The sequence below is a fragment of the Aerococcus sp. UBA6277 genome, assembly GCF_002440555.1.
In the GTDB taxonomy this organism is placed as follows: Bacteria; Bacillota; Bacilli; order Lactobacillales; family Aerococcaceae; genus Aerococcus.
On sequence record NZ_DJUR01000043.1, the window covers coordinates 171,833 to 190,393 of the forward strand.

16 protein-coding genes are annotated in these 18,561 nt (G+C 37.8%); 6 read left to right on the forward strand and 10 right to left on the reverse strand.

Annotated elements, in window-relative coordinates; genetic code table 11:
- Window positions 1–706 (forward strand): PTS sugar transporter subunit IIA (locus B2V22_RS08255; protein WP_290491865.1); only part of this gene is annotated, 706 nt, incomplete at its 5' end.
- On the forward strand, window positions 693–2,096 hold the full coding sequence (locus tag B2V22_RS08260) for a glycoside hydrolase family 1 protein (protein WP_290491867.1): 1,404 nt from the start codon (window positions 693–695) through the stop codon (window positions 2,094–2,096). The genes B2V22_RS08255 and B2V22_RS08260, both read left to right, overlap by 14 nt.
- 364 nt (window positions 2,097–2,460) lie before the next feature.
- Here the strand turns inward: B2V22_RS08260 and B2V22_RS08265 are convergent, their stop codons facing one another.
- From B2V22_RS08265 to B2V22_RS08275, 3 genes are all read right to left on the reverse strand, one after another.
- Window positions 2,461–3,003, reverse strand: coding sequence for a cysteine hydrolase family protein (locus B2V22_RS08265; RefSeq protein WP_290491869.1), 543 nt, complete (start codon window positions 3,001–3,003; stop codon window positions 2,461–2,463).
- Window positions 3,004–3,068: 65 nt separating this feature from the next.
- Window positions 3,069–4,253 carry a pyridoxal phosphate-dependent aminotransferase gene (locus B2V22_RS08270; RefSeq protein ID WP_290491870.1) on the reverse strand — a complete coding sequence of 395 codons (1,185 nt, stop codon included), beginning with the start codon at window positions 4,251–4,253 and terminating at the stop codon, window positions 3,069–3,071.
- Window positions 4,250–4,744, reverse strand: coding sequence for an Lrp/AsnC family transcriptional regulator (locus tag B2V22_RS08275; RefSeq protein ID WP_290491871.1), 495 nt, complete (start codon window positions 4,742–4,744; stop codon window positions 4,250–4,252). Before B2V22_RS08275 ends, B2V22_RS08270 begins: the two co-directional genes overlap by 4 nt.
- Window positions 4,745–5,247: 503 nt before the next feature.
- On the opposite strand from B2V22_RS08275, the gene B2V22_RS08280 reads away from it, so the two are divergent.
- Entirely contained in the window at window positions 5,248–6,228 is a 981-nt protein-coding gene (locus B2V22_RS08280) for a DUF1002 domain-containing protein (RefSeq protein ID WP_290491872.1), read from the forward strand.
- 169 nt (window positions 6,229–6,397) lie between these two features.
- Window positions 6,398–7,102: a VIT1/CCC1 transporter family protein gene (locus B2V22_RS08285; RefSeq protein WP_290491874.1), complete on the forward strand. Its 705-nt coding sequence runs from the start codon at window positions 6,398–6,400 to the stop codon at window positions 7,100–7,102.
- Window positions 7,103–7,299: 197 nt separating this feature from the next.
- Here B2V22_RS08285 and B2V22_RS08290 read toward each other — a convergent pair whose 3' ends face one another.
- The 3 genes from B2V22_RS08290 to rlmH all read right to left on the reverse strand — a co-directional run bounded on the left by B2V22_RS08290 (window position 7,300) and on the right by rlmH (window position 10,453).
- The gene (locus B2V22_RS08290) at window positions 7,300–8,793 is read right to left on the reverse strand and encodes a carbon starvation CstA family protein (RefSeq protein WP_290491876.1); all 1,494 of its coding nucleotides are present in this window, start codon (window positions 8,791–8,793) and stop codon (window positions 7,300–7,302) included.
- Window positions 8,794–9,149: 356 nt separating this feature from the next.
- The gene (gene gloB / locus B2V22_RS08295; protein ID WP_290491878.1) at window positions 9,150–9,857 is read right to left on the reverse strand and encodes a hydroxyacylglutathione hydrolase; all 708 of its coding nucleotides are present in this window, start codon (window positions 9,855–9,857) and stop codon (window positions 9,150–9,152) included.
- A gap of 116 nt (window positions 9,858–9,973) precedes the next feature.
- The gene (rlmH, locus tag B2V22_RS08300) at window positions 9,974–10,453 is read right to left on the reverse strand and encodes a 23S rRNA (pseudouridine(1915)-N(3))-methyltransferase RlmH (protein ID WP_290491880.1); all 480 of its coding nucleotides are present in this window, start codon (window positions 10,451–10,453) and stop codon (window positions 9,974–9,976) included.
- A 206-nt stretch (window positions 10,454–10,659) separates the two neighbouring features.
- On the opposite strand from rlmH, the gene B2V22_RS08305 reads away from it, so the two are divergent.
- Both B2V22_RS08305 and B2V22_RS08310 read left to right on the forward strand, forming a co-directional pair.
- A complete protein-coding gene (locus tag B2V22_RS08305) occupies window positions 10,660–12,021 on the forward strand; it encodes a TrkH family potassium uptake protein (RefSeq protein ID WP_290491882.1) in 1,362 nt (453 codons plus the stop codon).
- A 10-nt stretch (window positions 12,022–12,031) separates the two neighbouring features.
- Window positions 12,032–12,706, forward strand: coding sequence for a potassium channel family protein (locus B2V22_RS08310; RefSeq protein ID WP_290491884.1), 675 nt, complete (start codon window positions 12,032–12,034; stop codon window positions 12,704–12,706).
- Between the two features lie 885 nt (window positions 12,707–13,591).
- On the opposite strand, the gene B2V22_RS08315 is transcribed toward B2V22_RS08310, so the two are convergent.
- From B2V22_RS08315 to B2V22_RS08330, 4 genes are all read right to left on the reverse strand, one after another.
- Window positions 13,592–14,947 carry a S1C family serine protease gene (locus B2V22_RS08315; protein WP_290491886.1) on the reverse strand — a complete coding sequence of 452 codons (1,356 nt, stop codon included), beginning with the start codon at window positions 14,945–14,947 and terminating at the stop codon, window positions 13,592–13,594.
- 112 nt (window positions 14,948–15,059) lie between these two features.
- The gene (locus B2V22_RS08320; protein WP_290491888.1) at window positions 15,060–15,875 is read right to left on the reverse strand and encodes an MBL fold metallo-hydrolase; all 816 of its coding nucleotides are present in this window, start codon (window positions 15,873–15,875) and stop codon (window positions 15,060–15,062) included.
- Between the two features lie 65 nt (window positions 15,876–15,940).
- The gene (locus tag B2V22_RS08325) at window positions 15,941–17,719 is read right to left on the reverse strand and encodes a DUF2207 domain-containing protein (RefSeq protein WP_290491889.1); all 1,779 of its coding nucleotides are present in this window, start codon (window positions 17,717–17,719) and stop codon (window positions 15,941–15,943) included.
- 18 nt (window positions 17,720–17,737) lie between these two features.
- On the reverse strand, window positions 17,738–18,559 hold the full coding sequence (locus B2V22_RS08330) for a two-component system regulatory protein YycI (RefSeq protein WP_290491891.1): 822 nt from the start codon (window positions 18,557–18,559) through the stop codon (window positions 17,738–17,740).
- Between the last annotated feature and the right edge of the window lie 2 nt (window positions 18,560–18,561).

Here is an 18,561-nt window from a genome sequence, read left to right on the forward strand (position 1 = left end):
TATTATGGGCTATGGGAATGTATATGGTGATGCCTTTGCTAATAATGGTATTCTAACTATATTTACATATGCAGCATTTGGCCTGAATCCTTTCATATACTATCTTGTGGGATGCTTAGTTGCTTTCATTGGGGCAACCGCATTAACTTATGTGATAGGTTTTGAGGACATCCCGGTTTCTAATTCATCATCGAATAGCTCTACTGACGAAAAAACTACCACCGAAAAACTTAATCAGGTTAATATAGTTGCACCAGTTGAAGGTGTAATTGTACCGATTAATACTGTAAATGATCCTACATTTGCCAATAATTTACTTGGTGAAGGTATTGCTATCAGCCCTTCAGAAGGCATCGTTTTAGCTCCTGCTTCTGGTGAGGTTGTTGCTGTCTTCCCAACTAACCATGCGTTTGGCCTAAAATTAGATGATGGTATAGAATTGTTGATTCATATCGGTATCAATACGGTTGAATTGAATGGTCAACATTTCCAAAGTCATGTTAAGGTTGGTGATTATGTCGAACAGTATCAGTTGTTAGCTAACTTCAATATTAAAGCGATTGAGGAAGCTGGATACGACACCACCGTTTTTACAATCATTACGAATAATGAAGAATTTAAATTACACGGTATTCAAAGTAATCAAACAATAACAAATCAAGATAGTGTATTTACCTTAGAAGGAGGATCTAATGTTTCCAAATAATTTTTATTGGGGTGCCAGCTCATCCGCTTTTCAAATCGAAGGAGCTTGGAATGAAGATGGTAAAGGACTTACGGTAGCCGATTATAATTCATTTAAAAAAAGCAACAAACAAGCTGACACTAAAGTCGCTAGTGATTTTTATCACCGTTATAAAGAAGATATTCAACTTATGAAAGAGCTAGGTTTAAAAATGTACCGATTCTCTATATCTTGGGCCCGAATTTTTCCAGAGGGTGATGGTAAAGTAAATGAAAAAGGGATTGATTTTTATAACAATGTTATCGATGAATTGATAGCGAATAATATTGAGCCTTTTATCACGTTATACCATTTCGACCTCCCCTTCTCTTTAGTCGAAAAATACAATGGTTGGGCTTCTTGCAAAACGACCGAGGCTTTTGTAAACTATGCTGAAACTTGCTACCAAGCTTTCGGTGATCGCGTAAAAAAATGGCAGATTAATAATGAACAGAATTTAATGGTCCGAGTTAATGAAAGAATGAATATTTACGATGCTACAGGGGAAGAAGCTGAAAGGCTTAGAGTGATTATGGACCACCATATGTTTCTAGCCTATGCAAAATCTTCTAAATTATGTAAGCAATTAGTTGATGGTGGTAGTGTTGGGCCTTCTATATCAGCCACAGTGACTTACCCAGCTACGAATAAACCTGAAGATGTGATGTCAGCTATTTGGAATAACCGCCTCAAAACAGATTACTGTATCGATACTCATGTAAACGGGGCTTATCCAAATTATTACTTAGAATACCTCAAAGAAACTAACCGCATGCCTAATATTTCTGAAGAAGATGTTGTAAGTTTATCCGAGTCTGTTGTTGACTTCATTACAGTGAATTACTACCGTACTTTAACCTCCAGACACTTACCTGCTGACGCCAACCATATCAAAGGTGAAAAAATCGAAGGCTTTAATATCGTAGATTACAACATGTATGGATATTGGGAAATTCTGAAAAATGAGAACTTAAAGGAGTCTGAATACGGTGCTCAAATTGACCCTTCTGGTTTAAGAATTGCCTTAAATGATTATTGGAACAAATATAAGAGGCCCCTTATTATTACAGAAAATGGCTTAGGAACTGCAGATAATCTAGTGAATGACAAGGTTCACGACGGATATCGCATTGATTATATTAAGTCTCACCTTCTAGCTATTGAAGATGCTATTAAAGATGGTGTTGACGTATTTGGATATAATGTTTGGTCGATAATCGACATATTAAGTTCACATCAAGGTTTTAAAAAACGTTATGGTCTCGTATATATAGACCGCACTGATTTCGACGAGAAAGATCTCCGTCGTATTCCAAAAGATAGTTATTATTGGTACCAAGACGTTATAAAGTCTAACGGTCACAACTTATAGTTCTTAGCAACCTATTCATATCCTGTAAGCTTAGTTGGCATCTCCATTGGACTGCTCATATTGTATGGAGGGAGAGTTTATGGAAAATTTAGAATGCCTCAAACAACTACACAAGAGGTGTAGATTCTAAATAGTACTTGTGATAACAAAAACTCGATGCCAGCTGGCGTCGAGTTTTTGTTTTGTTTTAAATAGTGTTGGTGAAAATTATCTAGAAGTTACGAACAACTCTTATTTTTGTGCATCTAAAAAGGCCATGATTTCCTATCAATAAAGTAAAACAACACGTTATACTTGAAAAAAGAAAAATTCATGACCTATTCATTAATAGAACAATTTTTATGCAAACTTTGCGAGACAATTATTATTGGATGATTTCAGTGTGGAAACAACGTGTCATATGTTCAAGCATGATGTCCCCTAGATCAGTAAAGGTGGCAACGCCATTTGCATGGACTTTCGTTTGAAATCCATAGGCATCCGCCCCACTAACTGTATTGAACACACAAATATCTGTGGTGACACCAACAACATGGACTGTATCAACGTCTTTATCCAGTAACAAGTCCGCCAAACCAGTATTAAAGAAACTATTGTAATTTTCTTTAGGCAGGTATTTAACCAATTCACTCTCTTTGTTAGCTTGAAACCAGTCCTGCAATTCACCGTAGAGTGCTTGCCCTTCTGTCCCAACCACGTTATGAGCTGGCCACAATTTAAAATGTGGGTCATCCACTTGATGGGCATCCATAGCCAAGACCACATTATCTCCTCGGCCAATAAAGTCTTCTGCCAAGATTTTTATATAAGGTACAATGGCTTGACCTGGTTGGCCAACGGTTAATGAACCGTTTGGCGCTACAAAATCGTTACTCATATCTACAATGATTAATGCATCTTTACCCATGATATTTGCCTCTCAATCGTTGTGTGCATAAATTCTTTGAAAATGAATGTGCATTTATATACGCACTATTTATCTTTGTTTTTTTTGTTTCTTAGCTCGGTAACGAATTCTTCTATTTTATTCATGGCAATCGTCAATTCTTTAATTGAGTAAGCATATGAAATACGTAAGAATCCTTCCCCACCCTCACCAAATGCAGAACCTGGCACAACAGCCAATTTCTTCGCATCAAGAAGTGCTAAGGCAAATTCTTCACTGGTCATATCAAATTCACGGATGTCAGGGAAGGTATAAAACGCCCCGCGTGGTACGAAACAAGGTAGGCCCATATCCCGGAATCGGCCTAATAGGAAGTTACGACGTTTTAAATAGTCCTTCCGCATCGCTTCTACATCATCATCACAGTCTTCTAAGGCAACAACCGACGCATATTGGGACACAGTTGGTGCAGCCATAATTGTGAATTGGTGGATTTTCAACATTTGTTCCACTAAAGCTTCCGGTCCACATAGGTAACCAATTCGCCAACCTGTCATTGAGAAGGCTTTAGCAAACCCGTTAATGTAGATTGTCCGTTCTTTCATCCCTTCAAATGAAGCGATTGACGTATATTTATCTTTAGCATACCAGATTTCAGAATAGATTTCGTCCGTTAAGACATATAAATCATGTTTCTTAATCACATCAGCCAATTTTTCCAACTCTTCGCGTGTTGCCGCTGCCCCTGTTGGGTTGTTTGGATAGTTTAAAATAATCGCCTTTGTCTTATCTGTAATTAATGCTTCAATATTTTCTGGCTGTAAAATGAAGTCGTGCTCACTTAGTAGCTTCACTGGTACCGGAATCCCACCTGCAAGTTCAATCGACGGTGTGTATGATACATATGAAGGGTCCATACACAATACCTCATCACCTGGGTTAATTAACCCACGACAAGCAAGGTCAATGGCTTCAGAACCACCTACAGTGACAATCACTTCCGTATCTGGATCATACTTCAAATCATATTTACGGTCTACATATTTTGAAATTGCACGACGCAATTCAATTAAACCAGCATTGGCAGTATAATAAGTTTTACTTTTTCTAATGGCCCGAATCGCTTCTTCACGAATTGACCAAGGCGTTGGAAAGTCAGGCTCCCCTACACCAAGCGAAATCACGCCTTCGATTTCATTGGCAATGTCGAAAAAACGTCGGATACCAGATGGTTCCATGTCTATAACGGTTTTATTTTGAGATTTTGTCATTGTGAAATCACCATACGTCCGCCATCTTCTTTGATATCTTTATAGACAACCCCTTGTTCTTTATAGCGGTTCATTACAATGTGGGTTGTTGTAGCGCTAACTTCATCGATAGCCGCTAATTTGGAGATAAATTTTGAGATATCAAGCATCGTTAATCGTTTCGTCAATAATAAGAAATCATACGTACCGGACATCAAGTATAAAGATTCTACTTGGTCATATTGGTAAATAGTCTCCGCAATATCTTGATAAGATACACCATGATGTAAATCAACATTTACTTCCACCATTGCTGATAACAAGTTATCATCGGCAACGTCCCAGTTGATCATTGTGTGGTAGCCGGCAATCACGTTATCTTTTTCATAAGCAGCGATTTGAGCAACTACTTCTTCTTCGTTTGCTTCAATCATGTTAGCGATAGTTTTAGGTGCTAATCGAGCATCCTGAGCTAAAATTGCTAGCAATTCTTTTTTCTGTTCGATGTTCATTTTTTTCCCTCCAAAAACGACATAACTTGTAGACTTAAGCATACGTTTAAACTGAATTTTTGTCACTTAATTTGAATATTTTTAATAAAAAATTTTGATTTCACCCCGATTTCAAAAACACGTACTATTTTATTATATATGAAATAGAATATTTTTGTAGTGATAAGGCTAATAGCTCTTTTCACCAAATCATTAGCCTTCCTTCACTTATGATTCTTTCCATAAACCTTTGGTATAAAAATACAGAGTCTAAAACAATACTCTCCAAAATTCCTTTAATGATAAAAATTCAGAAATACTCGTACCTAACGACATTCCTCCACATCCTAATCATATAACACCTAGACAAGAAGCATCATCTTTCGCACTCTTTTTCTCCTTAAACAATTTTTATATCCTTGTTAAAAGTTTCCTAAAACCCTTTCCAATTAAAAATGATACAATGGGGTTACCGACAACTAGGACCTTCATGGCCATAATCAGTCTGTAGGAGGAAACATACGATGGAAAAGTTTACAAAACGAATTTTATTAACTAGTGGTGTTTTAGCTGTAGGACTTGCCGTAGCTACACCAAATAAATTAGCAGATAAGGTTGCCATTGACCCAATGTTTACATACGGGGAAACTTTAGATGAGAGCCAATATAATGAAACAAAAGAATTATTAGGTGTTGAAGAGGGCACGACTGAAATCGAAGTTGCTGTTGATGAATTAAACGACTTATTACAAGATAGCTACCCATACAACCAAGTATATTCTTCAGCTTATATCACACCCGCTGATAATGATGGTGGCGTAACAGTTGAAATTGAAACGCCAGATACAATTACAGATATCACAGAAGCACAATATGAGAATGCGGCTATCACTGCGGGTGCAGTTGATGTTGACATTAAGGTTGCTTCTGCTGTTACAGTAGATGGTTCTGGTGCCCTAGCAGGTGTTTATAAAGCCTTTGAAGATGCTGGCTATTCATTAGATGATGATGCCCGTCAAGTGGCGCAAGACGAGTTAGCGGTAACTTCTTCAATTACGCAAGAAAACGAAGATACTGAAGGCTACTCTGATAGCGACATGAACGCTGCGATTGCGGATATTAAAGCACAAATTGCTGACTTGAAAGACCAAAATGGTGGCTCAATTTCAGTGGATGAAATTACTGTTATCGTAAATAATGTTATCAATAACTACAACTTAGATGGTGTAATTTCTGAAGACAACATCCAAGCGATTATTGATCAAATGAAAAACTTCTCAAACCTTGAGTTAAGTGAAGAACAGAAAACACAATTATCTAACTTAGCAAGCTCATTATCTGACGCTGCAAGTAATGTGGCTGCTTCTGCTTCATCTGCAATTGAAAATGCAGATACTGAGCAATTAAAAGAAGACGCTGTAGGCATTTGGGACCGTATCTTATCCATTATTGATAACATCTTTGGTACTAACTTCTCAGATAGCAAGGAAAACAATAACGAATAGTCAATCAAACGCTTGCATAAGAGAACCATATTGTCTCCAAAACTATTTTTTCTCAACAAAAAATAGTCTTGGAGACTTTTTTTATGAGGTGATCGCTACACTCACACTATACTACATAGACTGAAATAAACGTCAAAGTCTATAATAGCTGTATGAGGGAGGGATTGTAATGATCAAAGCTAATCCATTCAATTTTCGTATGAACAGTGATTATGTGAAAAGTATGGTCTATGGTGGTTTAGATGGCATAATAACAACTTTTGCAGTAGTTTCCGGCGTTACTGGCGGTGCTTTAGACTTTAAGATTGTAATTGTTCTAGGCTTCTCAAACTTGTTAGCGGATGGCCTTTCAATGGCTGTCGGTGATTACTTATCTTCTAAGTCAGAAAACGAATTTATCTCTAAAGAGATTGAACAACACCAATCTAATTTCAAATATGATTTTCAATCCGAGCTAACTGATTTCAAGGAATATTATATAAACAAAGGGCTTACAGAAACAGATGCTTCACTCATTTCAGAAACATTAGCTAAATATCCAGAAGTAATCGAACAAGAGCGTATAAACATGATATTTGGCGCCGCAGAAACAGAAGCGCATCCTATGTTTAATGCTTTAATTACTTTTTTCTCCTTTATTTTGTTTGGGTTTATTCCTTTGATTGCATATGTCTTTGCTTCTTTTTCAACATTTCTTATGGAGAATACTTTTATAGTTGCTGGTACTTTAACTGGACTTACGCTATTTATTTTAGGTGCAATCAAATCAAAGTTAACTTTAACTAACTGGGTCCGCTCTGGTATGGAAATGTTATTAGTAGGAGGTGCCGCTGCACTAATTGCTTATATGATAGGTTTTATTTTGGGTAGTTAGTATTCTTTAAGATGAGATTACGCTTTGCCAATGTAAATAGGCGCAACACGCTTTTTCTATTAAATATAATCTCCGAGTAAGTGAGTATAAATAAAAAGCCAAGCAATCAAATAATGATTACTCGGCTTTTTTTTCAAACGCTCATTTGCTGGCAATTCATTCTTATGAGTCAATATGTTACTTTTAAGATTTACCGATTAGTTATGTTTCTCAACCAATTCTGGATATAATTGGTTGATTTGTAATTCGTCGTTCAATAGTTTTGAACTTGGATCGATGGCTTCTTTTTGCTTAACGCCTTGACGCCAGTAAACAGCAAGTAATACCAAGGTAATGGCTGCCCCGCCCCAGTAAGATAAGTTGCTTAGGCCTAGGTTAAAGCCAATTGGTTCACTTAATAGGTATACAACAACGGCATATAGCATGAAGATACCTGGAACTAAGGTCACGAAGTAGTTTCTGCCTTTAAGGAATAGGTAACGAGTGGTCACCAATAAGGCTAATACGGCTGTGACTTGGTTGGCCCAGTTGAAATAGCGCCATAGCATGTTGAAGTCTACGAATGTTAAGAAGAACGAAATAACATAAATTGGTAAAGTAATCGTCATTATCTTTGGCAATGTGTCTTGTTTCATGTGGGTATAGTCTGCAATAATAATACGCAATGAGCGGAAAGCAGATAAACCAGAAGATAACGGTAACACAATAACGCCAATAATTGCCAAAGTACCAAAGATTGGTCCCAATAATTCTAATGATACGGCATTCACAACTGCTGAAGCAGTCCCTGCATCAATCATACCTGATAAAGTTTCACCGTCAAATAAGGCTAATGAAGCTGCTACCCAAATCATCGCGATAACACCTTCAGCAATCATCATACCATAGAAAGTGAAGCGACCTTCGCGTTCATTTTCCATTGTACGAGATACCATTGGTGCTTGGGTTGCATGGAAACCTGACATCGCTCCGCAAGAAATAGTGAAGAAAATACCTGGGAAAATAGCCAAGCCTTTAGGATGAAAGTTTGCCATAGTAGCTGAAGACAATTCAATCATTGAGTGGTCTCCAAAGACCAATGTTAAACCGATTGCTAAAGTTGAAATGATGAGTACTGCACCAAACCAAGGATATACTTTCCCCATTGCTTGGTCAATTGGTAAAACTGTTGAAATGATGTAGTAAATAAAAATAGCAATTATAATGATAATTAAAGCAACATTACCTGGCAACAAGCTTTGAATAAGCGCTGCAGGTGACGAAACGAATACAGTACCTACCAATAATAATAGTAAGCAAGCAAATAAGTTCACTACATGCATAGTTCCTTTATTAATATACTTACCTGCTAAAGCGGGTAGTTGTGCCCCATTATTCCTAAGAGATACCATCCCCAACATGTAATCGTGAACCGCCCCAGCAAATATACAACCAAAAACAATCCATAAATAAGCGACCGGCCCATATAAAGCACCCATAATCGGTCCAAATACAGGTCCTGTACCAGCGATGTTTAATAATTCAATAATTGCGTTTTTCCATCTAGGCATTGGTACGAAGTCCATGCCATCTTGTAAAACCTCCGCTGGCGTTGTCCGTTCAGGATTTGGCTCAAAGTTTTTCTCGATATAGCGACCATAGGTGAAGTATCCTACAATTAAAGCGACGACACCTATTATAAATGTCCACATAAAAATTTCCTCCCTTTTTATCAATGTAAGCGTTATACTAGTATATTATCACGCTATACTGATGTACAAGTCAATTTTACTTGAAGAAAATCATTGCCTCGCCATTTATTTGTACATTGCTGTTTTTATGAATATGAGAAAAAGAGCAATTTAAACGCTATGATACAAACCTTTTCATACCTCATTTTCATTTTCTCACTTGTCAGCTTCATGCTTCTCTTATATAAAAAACGCAATATACAGTACAAATTTGTATTCATCACTAATCCAAGTACTTTTGTAGCTAAGTGTAAATAAAAAAAGAGAGCTAGCTTATCCACTGCTACCTCCCCATAATATTTTCCCGCTTGAATGTTTTAAAAATTATCTCGTAAATTTCTCAAATTTTTAAATGCTGTGACATCTTCTGCTTGCATAAAAATGTTAATGATTTTTTCTCTACCTATGGTTGAAGGATAGGTAGGATGGTTTGCAGCATTTAAAACTTCTGCTTGCCCTAAGGCTTCAGCAATTACTTCATTTTCTGGAAATATTGAATGTGCAAATTTTAAATTGGTTAAGGTGTACTCGTGTCCTGCAAATACAGCGATGTCATCATCTAAACGGCTAAAAGTTTCTAAGGCATCAAAGGCTGCTTGGTAGTCGCCTGTGAAAACCCGGCCGCAACCGGCTGAAAACATGGCGTCCCCTGAAAATAGGAAATGATTGTCTACAATATAAGCTAAATGCCCTTCTGTGTGGCCAGCTGACAGTAAAGCCGTTACAGTGTGCCCTAAAATGTCTACTTGGCTACCATCTTCTAAAATTGTCATTTCGTCAAACCCTGGCACTTCACTCGGACCATAGATATTAGTTTCTGGGTAGGCCTGGATAATTTCCTCTACACCCCCAATATGATCGTCATGTTTGTGTGTTAATAAAATAGCAATTTGACTAGGTTTTTCTACTTCGATATAAGATAAAACTTCTGTTGCTTCACCCGGGTCAACAATCACAACACTATCTGTATCTTCAATCATCCAAATATAATTATCTGCTAATGCATGTATCGGGAAAATATTCATAGGTATACTCCTCACTACTCCTTATATACTTAACATAATCCATATATACGTAATCTTTCTCTTGCATCTTAACATATCATGCATACTAATCGCCATTTATCAAACTGAAACAATTTTTATTTATGATAAGGTTCATTATTTTGTATTCTAAAGGCGCGATAAATCTGTTCTGTTAACACTAAACGCATCAATTGGTGAGGTAAGGTCATTTTGCCAAAAGAAATGGCTTGATTTGCGCGTTTATTGACCGCTTCACTCGTACCTAAGGATCCCCCAATCACAAATACTAAAGTTGATTTCCCTTGTGTCATCTGACTTTGCATTGATTTAGCTAATTCTGGTGAGGATAGCATCTTTCCGTTTATCGCTAGCAGATAAACATAATCATCCGGTTTTATTTTATTCAAGATACGTCTACCTTCCACATCCTTCACTATTTCATCTTCCGTTTCACTAGCATTTTCTTTTGTCGGTTCATCTTTCACTTCAATCATTTCAAACTTTGTATAGCGTGAAAGACGCTTGCTATATTCTTCAATCCCTTGTTTTAGGTACTTCTCTTTCAATTTTCCAACTGAGATGATTTTAATTAACATGCAAAAATAACTCCTATCATGCAAATATTTCGTTATTACCTTTTTTATTTTTTATTCTACTAGATTTTTCTGCTAAAGTGTTTATAATTAGTCGTATTTGAAAAATAAAACTTAATATTTCTTAAAATCATCAAATTTTATGGGAGGTTATCACAATTAATTTAATACATAGGGGACTGGATTATTTTCTAAAACCGGTGAGTCAATTGTCTAGTGCCAAAAAGATTGCTTTGTCATTTGCTGTCGTCATCATCATAGGTTCACTACTACTGAGTCTACCAATTAGCCAGGCGGCCACGTCAGATGCAACATACTTTGACCATCTATTTATTGCTGTTTCTGCTGTCTGTGTGACAGGTTTATGGGTTGAATCTATTTATGATACCTATAATACATTTGGACAGATTATTATGTTGCTGTTAATCCAGATCGGTGGTTTAGGGTTGATGACCTTCATCTCGCTTATTTATTTTAGAATTGGCCAAAATGTCCCTATACGTGACCAAGTTGCCGTTTCCGGTGCTTTAAACAACAGTTCACTAAACGACATTGCCAATTGGCTAGGTAAAATTTTCCGATACACTTTTATTATTGAAGGTATTGGTGCTTTACTCTTTGCTACTTATTTTATTCCTACATATGGTTTAGGTCGCGGTACTTTTCTGAGTATCTTTATGGCTATTTCTGCTTTCTGTAATGCTGGGTTTGACCCATTAGGAAACTCTTCTATGATAGGTTTACAGACACAGCCAGTGGTTAATTGGACCATTATTTCTCTTATTATTCTTGGTGGTATAGGATTTTCAGTTTGGTTTGATGTGGCTAACCAAATGAAGAAATTCGACCGTTCTAGACCAAAATCTGCTTTTAAAAAAGCGATCCGTCAATTACGCCCACATACTAAATTGGCTTTAAAAATGACTATCTTAATCATTACGTTTGGGGCTTTGTTATTTCTAGCCTTCGAGTGGAACAATAACGACACAATTGGAGAGATGTCTATTGGTAACAAATTTATGACCGCTGTCTTTCAAACTGTTACTATGCGTACAGCGGGATTTGCTTCTATCGATTATACTTTGGCACATCCTGTTAGTTTATTGGTGTTCGTTGTTACCATGTTTATCGGTGGTAGTCCTGGTGGTACAGCTGGTGGTTTAAAAACAACAACATTTGCTTTAGTATTAATGCTAGCTATTGCAGAGATTAGACAAAAAGAATTTATCAACTTTGATAAACACACGATTCCATCAAAACTATTACGTCAGGCATTTGTTATCTTCTTACTATATACCACTTTATTAATTATTGGTTCTGGTTTAATCTTAGCTTTTGATCCTCAAGTGGATTTCTTATATATACTATTTGAAACCATTTCTGCGTTTGCAACCGTTGGTGTAACAGCCAATTTAACACCAACGCTTTCTATGGCTAGTCAAATTATTTTAATGGCATTAATGTTTATGGGACGGATTGGTCCAATGACTATGTTCCTTTCTTTATTACCAAGTAAACAAGATAAAAAACGTGATATTAAATATACAAACACAAATATTTTAATAGGATAGGTGTTATAAAATGGGAAAAATGAATCTAGTAGGTATTTTAGGTTTAGGTATTTTTGGTTCTACAATCGCTAAAGAATTATCCGAAAGCGGTGTTGAAATCATTGCTTGTGATCTAGATGAAAAAAATGTAAACCGTTTAGATGGTTACTTAACAGTTGGTTCAGTTGGAGACTTTACTGATATAGAATATATGCGAAACCTAGGTTTTGGCCAATGTGATGCGATCGTTATTTCTACAGGTACCAACCTTGAAGCTTCTGTATTAGGCGTTATTAATGCAAAAGAATTAGGTATCAACCATATCATCTGTAAGGTTAAAAATAAAACCAACCGTAAAGTTTTAGAAGCGCTAGGTGTAGATACCATTGTACAACCAGAAAAAGAATCCGGTGTTCAAATTGCGCGTCGTATGAATCATAATACAATTGAAGAAGTCATTAATTTAGACGATAAAACTTCACTTGTCGAATTCCGTGCGCCCGAAGAATGGGTTGGCAAATCATTAACTTCACTAAATACACGACAACGTTATGACATTAATATCATTGGTATTCGCAAACGTCGCCGTGAAGCATTAACTACAACATTTCCTGCTGACTATATCATTCAAGCAGATGATATCTACGTAGCTATTGCTAATACTGATAAATTTGAAAAAGCTGATTATTTACGTGAAATTCGTTAATAGTCACTATACAACTTTTAGGTTGCGGCGCAGGCCTCAGCCTTTTTTATTACCAAGAATCTAGCAAAAGTATCCACAATCTCCACAAGACACAAACTTGATTTATCAGCCTTTTGCCGAAAAAACAAATGACCCACCTACTTATCCCCATTATCCACAGATGCATTCACAATTCACAAAGCTCATACCACAATGTTTTTACCCTTATCATAATTTTGCCCACAATTTACCCATCTTATCCACATGATTGTGGATAAGATGTGGGGATAAGTAGGGAATTCTCCGCCAGAATAGGATTAATGCTTTATCCAGCAGCCATATCATCTTTAACACGAAATAACACTAACTTCATTAAGCAAAAGCCAAACCATGTTCACGCCTTCTTCATTATGTAAAATAAAGTTTCCTTCAGTTGATAGTTGCCTTAAAACACGGTCCCCAAATTACGGCTAGATTAACAAGATGCAATGACATTACACGTGCCAATCTGTTTTAAATTTCTGTTTAAAATTGTTGATCCAGTTGTATGTGTTTAACGATTACTATTAGACAGCAAGAATCAGCGACAAAGAAAAAGCCCAACCCGATTATAGGTTGAGCTTAGTTGAATATATATAGACCATTGTTAGAAAGTGGAGATATTTAAAACGAGATATGCCCTGAGGCTGAAGCTTACCTAGCATGCCTTAGCAGTGAATCCAGATTGGCTGATCTATATCAATCTATGGTCTTTAGATCTTACAGAATGAATAGTCAGACAAGGAATTAGACCTTAACTCATTTCGGTTCCACTGCTCTTTAGGGCAATGATCGATAAAGCGTAAGTCCAAGGCTTACAGTACCTCATTATCTTTTATCTCTTTAAAAAGTTAGCACTTTTACTTTCTAGCTTACAGTACTTGAATTTTGTGGTTGTAATTGTACTGTCGTTGTTTGTAATTCACCATTACGGTAGAAGGATACTTCCACACTTGCATCAGATTCTTGTTGGTACAAGACTTGACGCAATGACGCTGAGTCAGTCACTGCTTCACCAGCAAATTCTACAACAACATCATCCGCTTGCAAGCCTGCAGCTTCAGCAGCTGAACCAGCCACAACTTCTGCGATGTAGACACCACCATCAACATCATCCGGTAATTGTAAGTTTTGAGATTGGTAATCTAATGAAACGCGGTTTAAGTCAACCATAGATACACCCAACTCAGGTCGAACGATTTCGCCATTTTCCTCAAGTTGTGCAATAATTGTTTGAACTTCTGCAGATGGAATAGCAAAGCCCATACCTTCAACTTCATCACTAGACACTTTCATTGAGTTAATCCCAATCACTTGCCCAGCAGCATTCAATAAAGCACCACCAGAGTTGCCAGGGTTAATCGCCGCATCTGTTTGGATAACATTAGCCACCCAGTCAGACGTACCATCACCGTCAGTATCAACAGCTACAGAACGATCTAAACCAGAGATAATCCCTTGCGTTACAGTAGTCGCATATTCAGAACCTAAAGGTGAACCAATTGCAATCGCAGGTTCCCCTACTTTCAAGCTATCAGAATCCCCAAATTCAGCAACGGTTGTCACAATATCTGAAGAAATCTTCAATACCGCTAAGTCAGTCCATGGATCAGAACCAACCACTTCAGCCTCAACTTGGGTACCATCAGCCATAATAATATTAATCGCATCTGCCCCGTCAATTACGTGGTTGTTAGTGACAACATAAGCAGTATCCCCATCAACCTTGTAGACAACACCTGAACCCTCAGAAGAAGTCTCTAATTCTGAAGACGCTGTTGTAGATTCGTCTTGAGTTGGTGAAGTAAATCCGAATAAGTCATATGTTGAAACAGACTCTGTCATGTTCACAACAGAAACAACTGAATCTTGTACATTAGCTACAGTTTCAGAAACATCCGTAGTCACATCAAGTGAAGTCGATTGGACTGAAGAAGCTGTATTATCAGCTTGCGCACTAGAAACTGCTTCATCTACAATCGATTGCACTTCTTCAGTTGAAATCTGATCATCCGGATCATTGGCAGTAGTCACAGCATAGCCCACACCAGAAATTAACACAGCAGCAACTGCACCACCAATTAAGCCTGATTGTAAGGCGGTCAATTTACGTTCTTTCTTTTCAGGTCTATGTGGTTCATTTGGATTTTTAATTGGTTCATCATTTTGGTTATCCACTGATGACTGGTCATTTAAATTATTTGGATCATTTGACTGAGACATATGCTCATCCCCCTCGATTTTTTTATTTTAGACTCTTAACACTTTTATTATACTAAGTATATTTGAATTGTTTATGAATTTTTACAGGCGATCCTATAAAAATTTGTAAAATTTATAAGGTAAACAAGCTTGTTGGCTTGTCTGGACTGGTATCATATACTTCAAATTGCTCATGAACACCAAGATCAGCCTGAACCATTTTTGATACACATGTTTGATGTGCAATCGACTTCATATTATTCTCTTTAGATAAATGGCCTAGATAGATACGTTTCGTTCTATCCCCAATCATATCAATCATGGCTTGAGCACCGGCATCATTTGATAAATGGCCCTCATCACCAAGGATACGTTGTTTTAAAGACCATGGATAAGCACCCATCCGCAACATGTCCAAATCATGGTTGGATTCGATTAAATAGCCATCTGAATTCTTCAACAAGCCAATTAACCGGTCACTCACATAACCTGTATCCGTTAGAATGGTAAACTGTCGGTCATCCTTTTGAAAGGCATAAAACTGTGGATCTGCCGCATCATGGCTCACACCGTAGGACACAATATCCACATCGCCTAAAGTTAGTATATCACCTTGCTCCATGACATGCTGTTTTTCTACTGGGATAACCCCAACCTTACTCCCAATTGCTTGCCAGGTCGCCTCATTAGCATAGACATTTAAATCGTACTTACGCGCAAGAACCCCCATTCCCTTAATGTGGTCTGAATGTTCATGCGTAATAAATAAACTATCAATCTCATTGATATCGCGATTAATGCCGGCTAACAATTCTTTCATCTTTTTCCCGCTAAATCCTGCGTCCACTAAAATTTTCCGCTTAGGGGTTTCAATATAAGTAGCGTTTCCGCTAGAGCTACTGCCGAGCATGGAAACACGCATTGTAAAATCATTTTGTGCAGTCTCCATGATTGCCTCCTTCTAGATCTAAATACTGTTACTTTTTCATTTATTATTCTTCATCTTGTCACCAACTATTCAGCGACGTCATCATCCGTAACTTTCTCAGCATGTGGTTGCCACTTCAATTTCCCTAACTGTAAATGGTCAATCGCTTGTGCCGAACCCATCAAAGGTAACTGGACAACCTGCGCCTCTTTTTCCAGCGCCTTAGCAACCTTCACATTCGACCCTGCAACCCAAGCATATAAATATTGATGGTCCAACCATTCTGCCGATTGACGGCCCCAAGCATCCGGATTCATTAACTGGCTGCCGATGCCCTTCAAATAGCCATGCCACAATTTGAATAAGGATACCCCTTTTTCACTCCGCATTGGTAAGACATTTCTTTGTAAAAGGTCAACCAATGCCACGCTGGCAACCAGCAATAACAAAGCCCATACATTTAAAGTTTGCAGCTGCAATTGCCAGTAAATCACGAAACCTGTTCCAAATAACCATGCTACCATATAAAGGGTTAGAATAGCCATGTAAACTTGATTCATTTTACTATAAACACCGTCTTTGGTTAAGGGTTGTTTAGCTACTTGGTTAATCTTCCGGACTAATTTCCGGCCAAAGCGTGACATCATCGTTACCTTGCCCGTATTGTTGAAAACTAAGTCATTTAAAGATACCACATCACGACTAGATTGGGTATTTTCATGAAGCTTCGTTAATAACAATTGGCCTGCTGGATGGTTAACTTCCTGTTTCAGTGTTGATACTTGAATATCCGCTAATTGACCACGTTTATTAACTTCAAAATGCGCCGCCAAAACTTTTGCTTCAATCATCTCTAAGACTAATAAGACAATCTTTTGATGGTCCGAATAGCCTTTACCCATTAAGTGGGCCACAGTTTGCGGACCGTAAGCATTGGGTTGACTAGCAACAAAGCCTTTTTTGTTCGGAACAGCAATGACAATTTTGCGTTTTTTCATATATAAATAAATAGTATAAGCAAAAATTAAGACAAATAAAGTCCCTGCCACAGCCCACATTTGCATGGTTTGGCGTCTTTGTAAACTAGTCGCAGCTTCTTGGCTAGCCTGCATGCTTTCAATAGTGGATTGGCCTTCAGAGTCTGCCCCCACCTTTTTGTTATCAGGTAGGATAGACACCGGCATGTACATTTGAAGGGCCACACTTTCATCAGCTTTTAAATTATCCACTGTGATTGTAAATGATTTTCTATCGTCAGCCCATTGCAAGTCCGTTTTGCCAGGACCTGAAACGATTAAATCAGATTGATCTTCTGGCACGGCTTGCGGGAATGTGACAGTTAAAGTGGCTAGATCGACGTCATACGGTAATGCTAGAAAGCTGTTCTTTAAAATCGTCCATTCAGAATAATTGGTCCAAGCATCTGAAATCGTCGCTGAAACCTGGGTAATATGTGGTGCATCCGTCACCGTATTATAGATGGTGATGTCCGCCGCTTGATCATTGGCAGTAGAAACCGTAAAAGTCCCCACTTCATTTGAATCACTCTCCACAAAAGTGAAATAAGAATCCGCCGACACACTCTTCATATCCACACCAAGACTGACCAACTTGCTCATATCCGTCAGGGCAATCCGATGGTTAAATTCCTCAACCGTCCCCTTCACATCAAAACCAATCGTCTCCTCTTGTTGCATGGTCCCATCCGCTTGCACATTCACAATCGCCGTATAGTCACTCACCGACACCTCCGCTTGTACTTCAGTCTTATCCCCTGCAAAAAGGAACATCGCCACTAAGCTCACTAGGATAATCGTAAACTGGTGCCAGCGGTCACTGACTTTTTCTTGATAATTTTGAAACATGAATCGTCCTCTTTCCAATTATTGGGTCATAATTGCCCCATTGATACCATCTACAAATACACGCTGCGTCGTCCCTTCATTCGTGCGAATCAATAAGGTCCACACTGGATGGTAGAGTGTCATTTCATCAAGCACTAGGGTCACCCGGTATGATAAGAATGAACGCACAATCGTTGATTCATCTGGAATACTGTTGTTTAAATAGGCATTTTCAAGGGCCTGTTGTTCACTAATGACCGTCCGTTCCTCACCTTGAGTCGCCGTACCACCAACAATCGTCTGGTCATAGGCGTAGACTGCAAAATCATCATTTACCTGGAACACAATTTCCCCAGTCCCATCCGCAATCACTGCACCCGATGCCGTTTCTTGCATGTAAGTGACCCTACCTGCATTCTTATCATAGCTAATAAACCGATATTGGCTTCCTTGATAAATTTCACTATTGATAAATTGATTCAAGCTGGTTAAGGCAGAATCAGAAAGTTCTCCTGCTGGTGTTTCACTAGTAACCCCTTCCAATTGAATGGGCGTATTAATCTGTCCCAAGATTTGATTGGCATTTACTTCAACACTTTGCGTGTCTTCTGTGACAGCTAACACATCCTCTTCATCTAAGGTAGTATTTAAGGCCCTAATAAAAGGAATCCGCAAAATCTCATCTGAAATCTCATCATATTGAATATCATTGGCTTTAAATTCCTTCACAATATCCACTGACTGATTTTCAATCGCTTGATTCGATGTCCCCACATATTTACTCATAAAAATATTAATCAGAAATACATCTAAAATCAGGAAAGCTAGAATAAAAATGACTTCTACTTTTTTAAAATTCATTG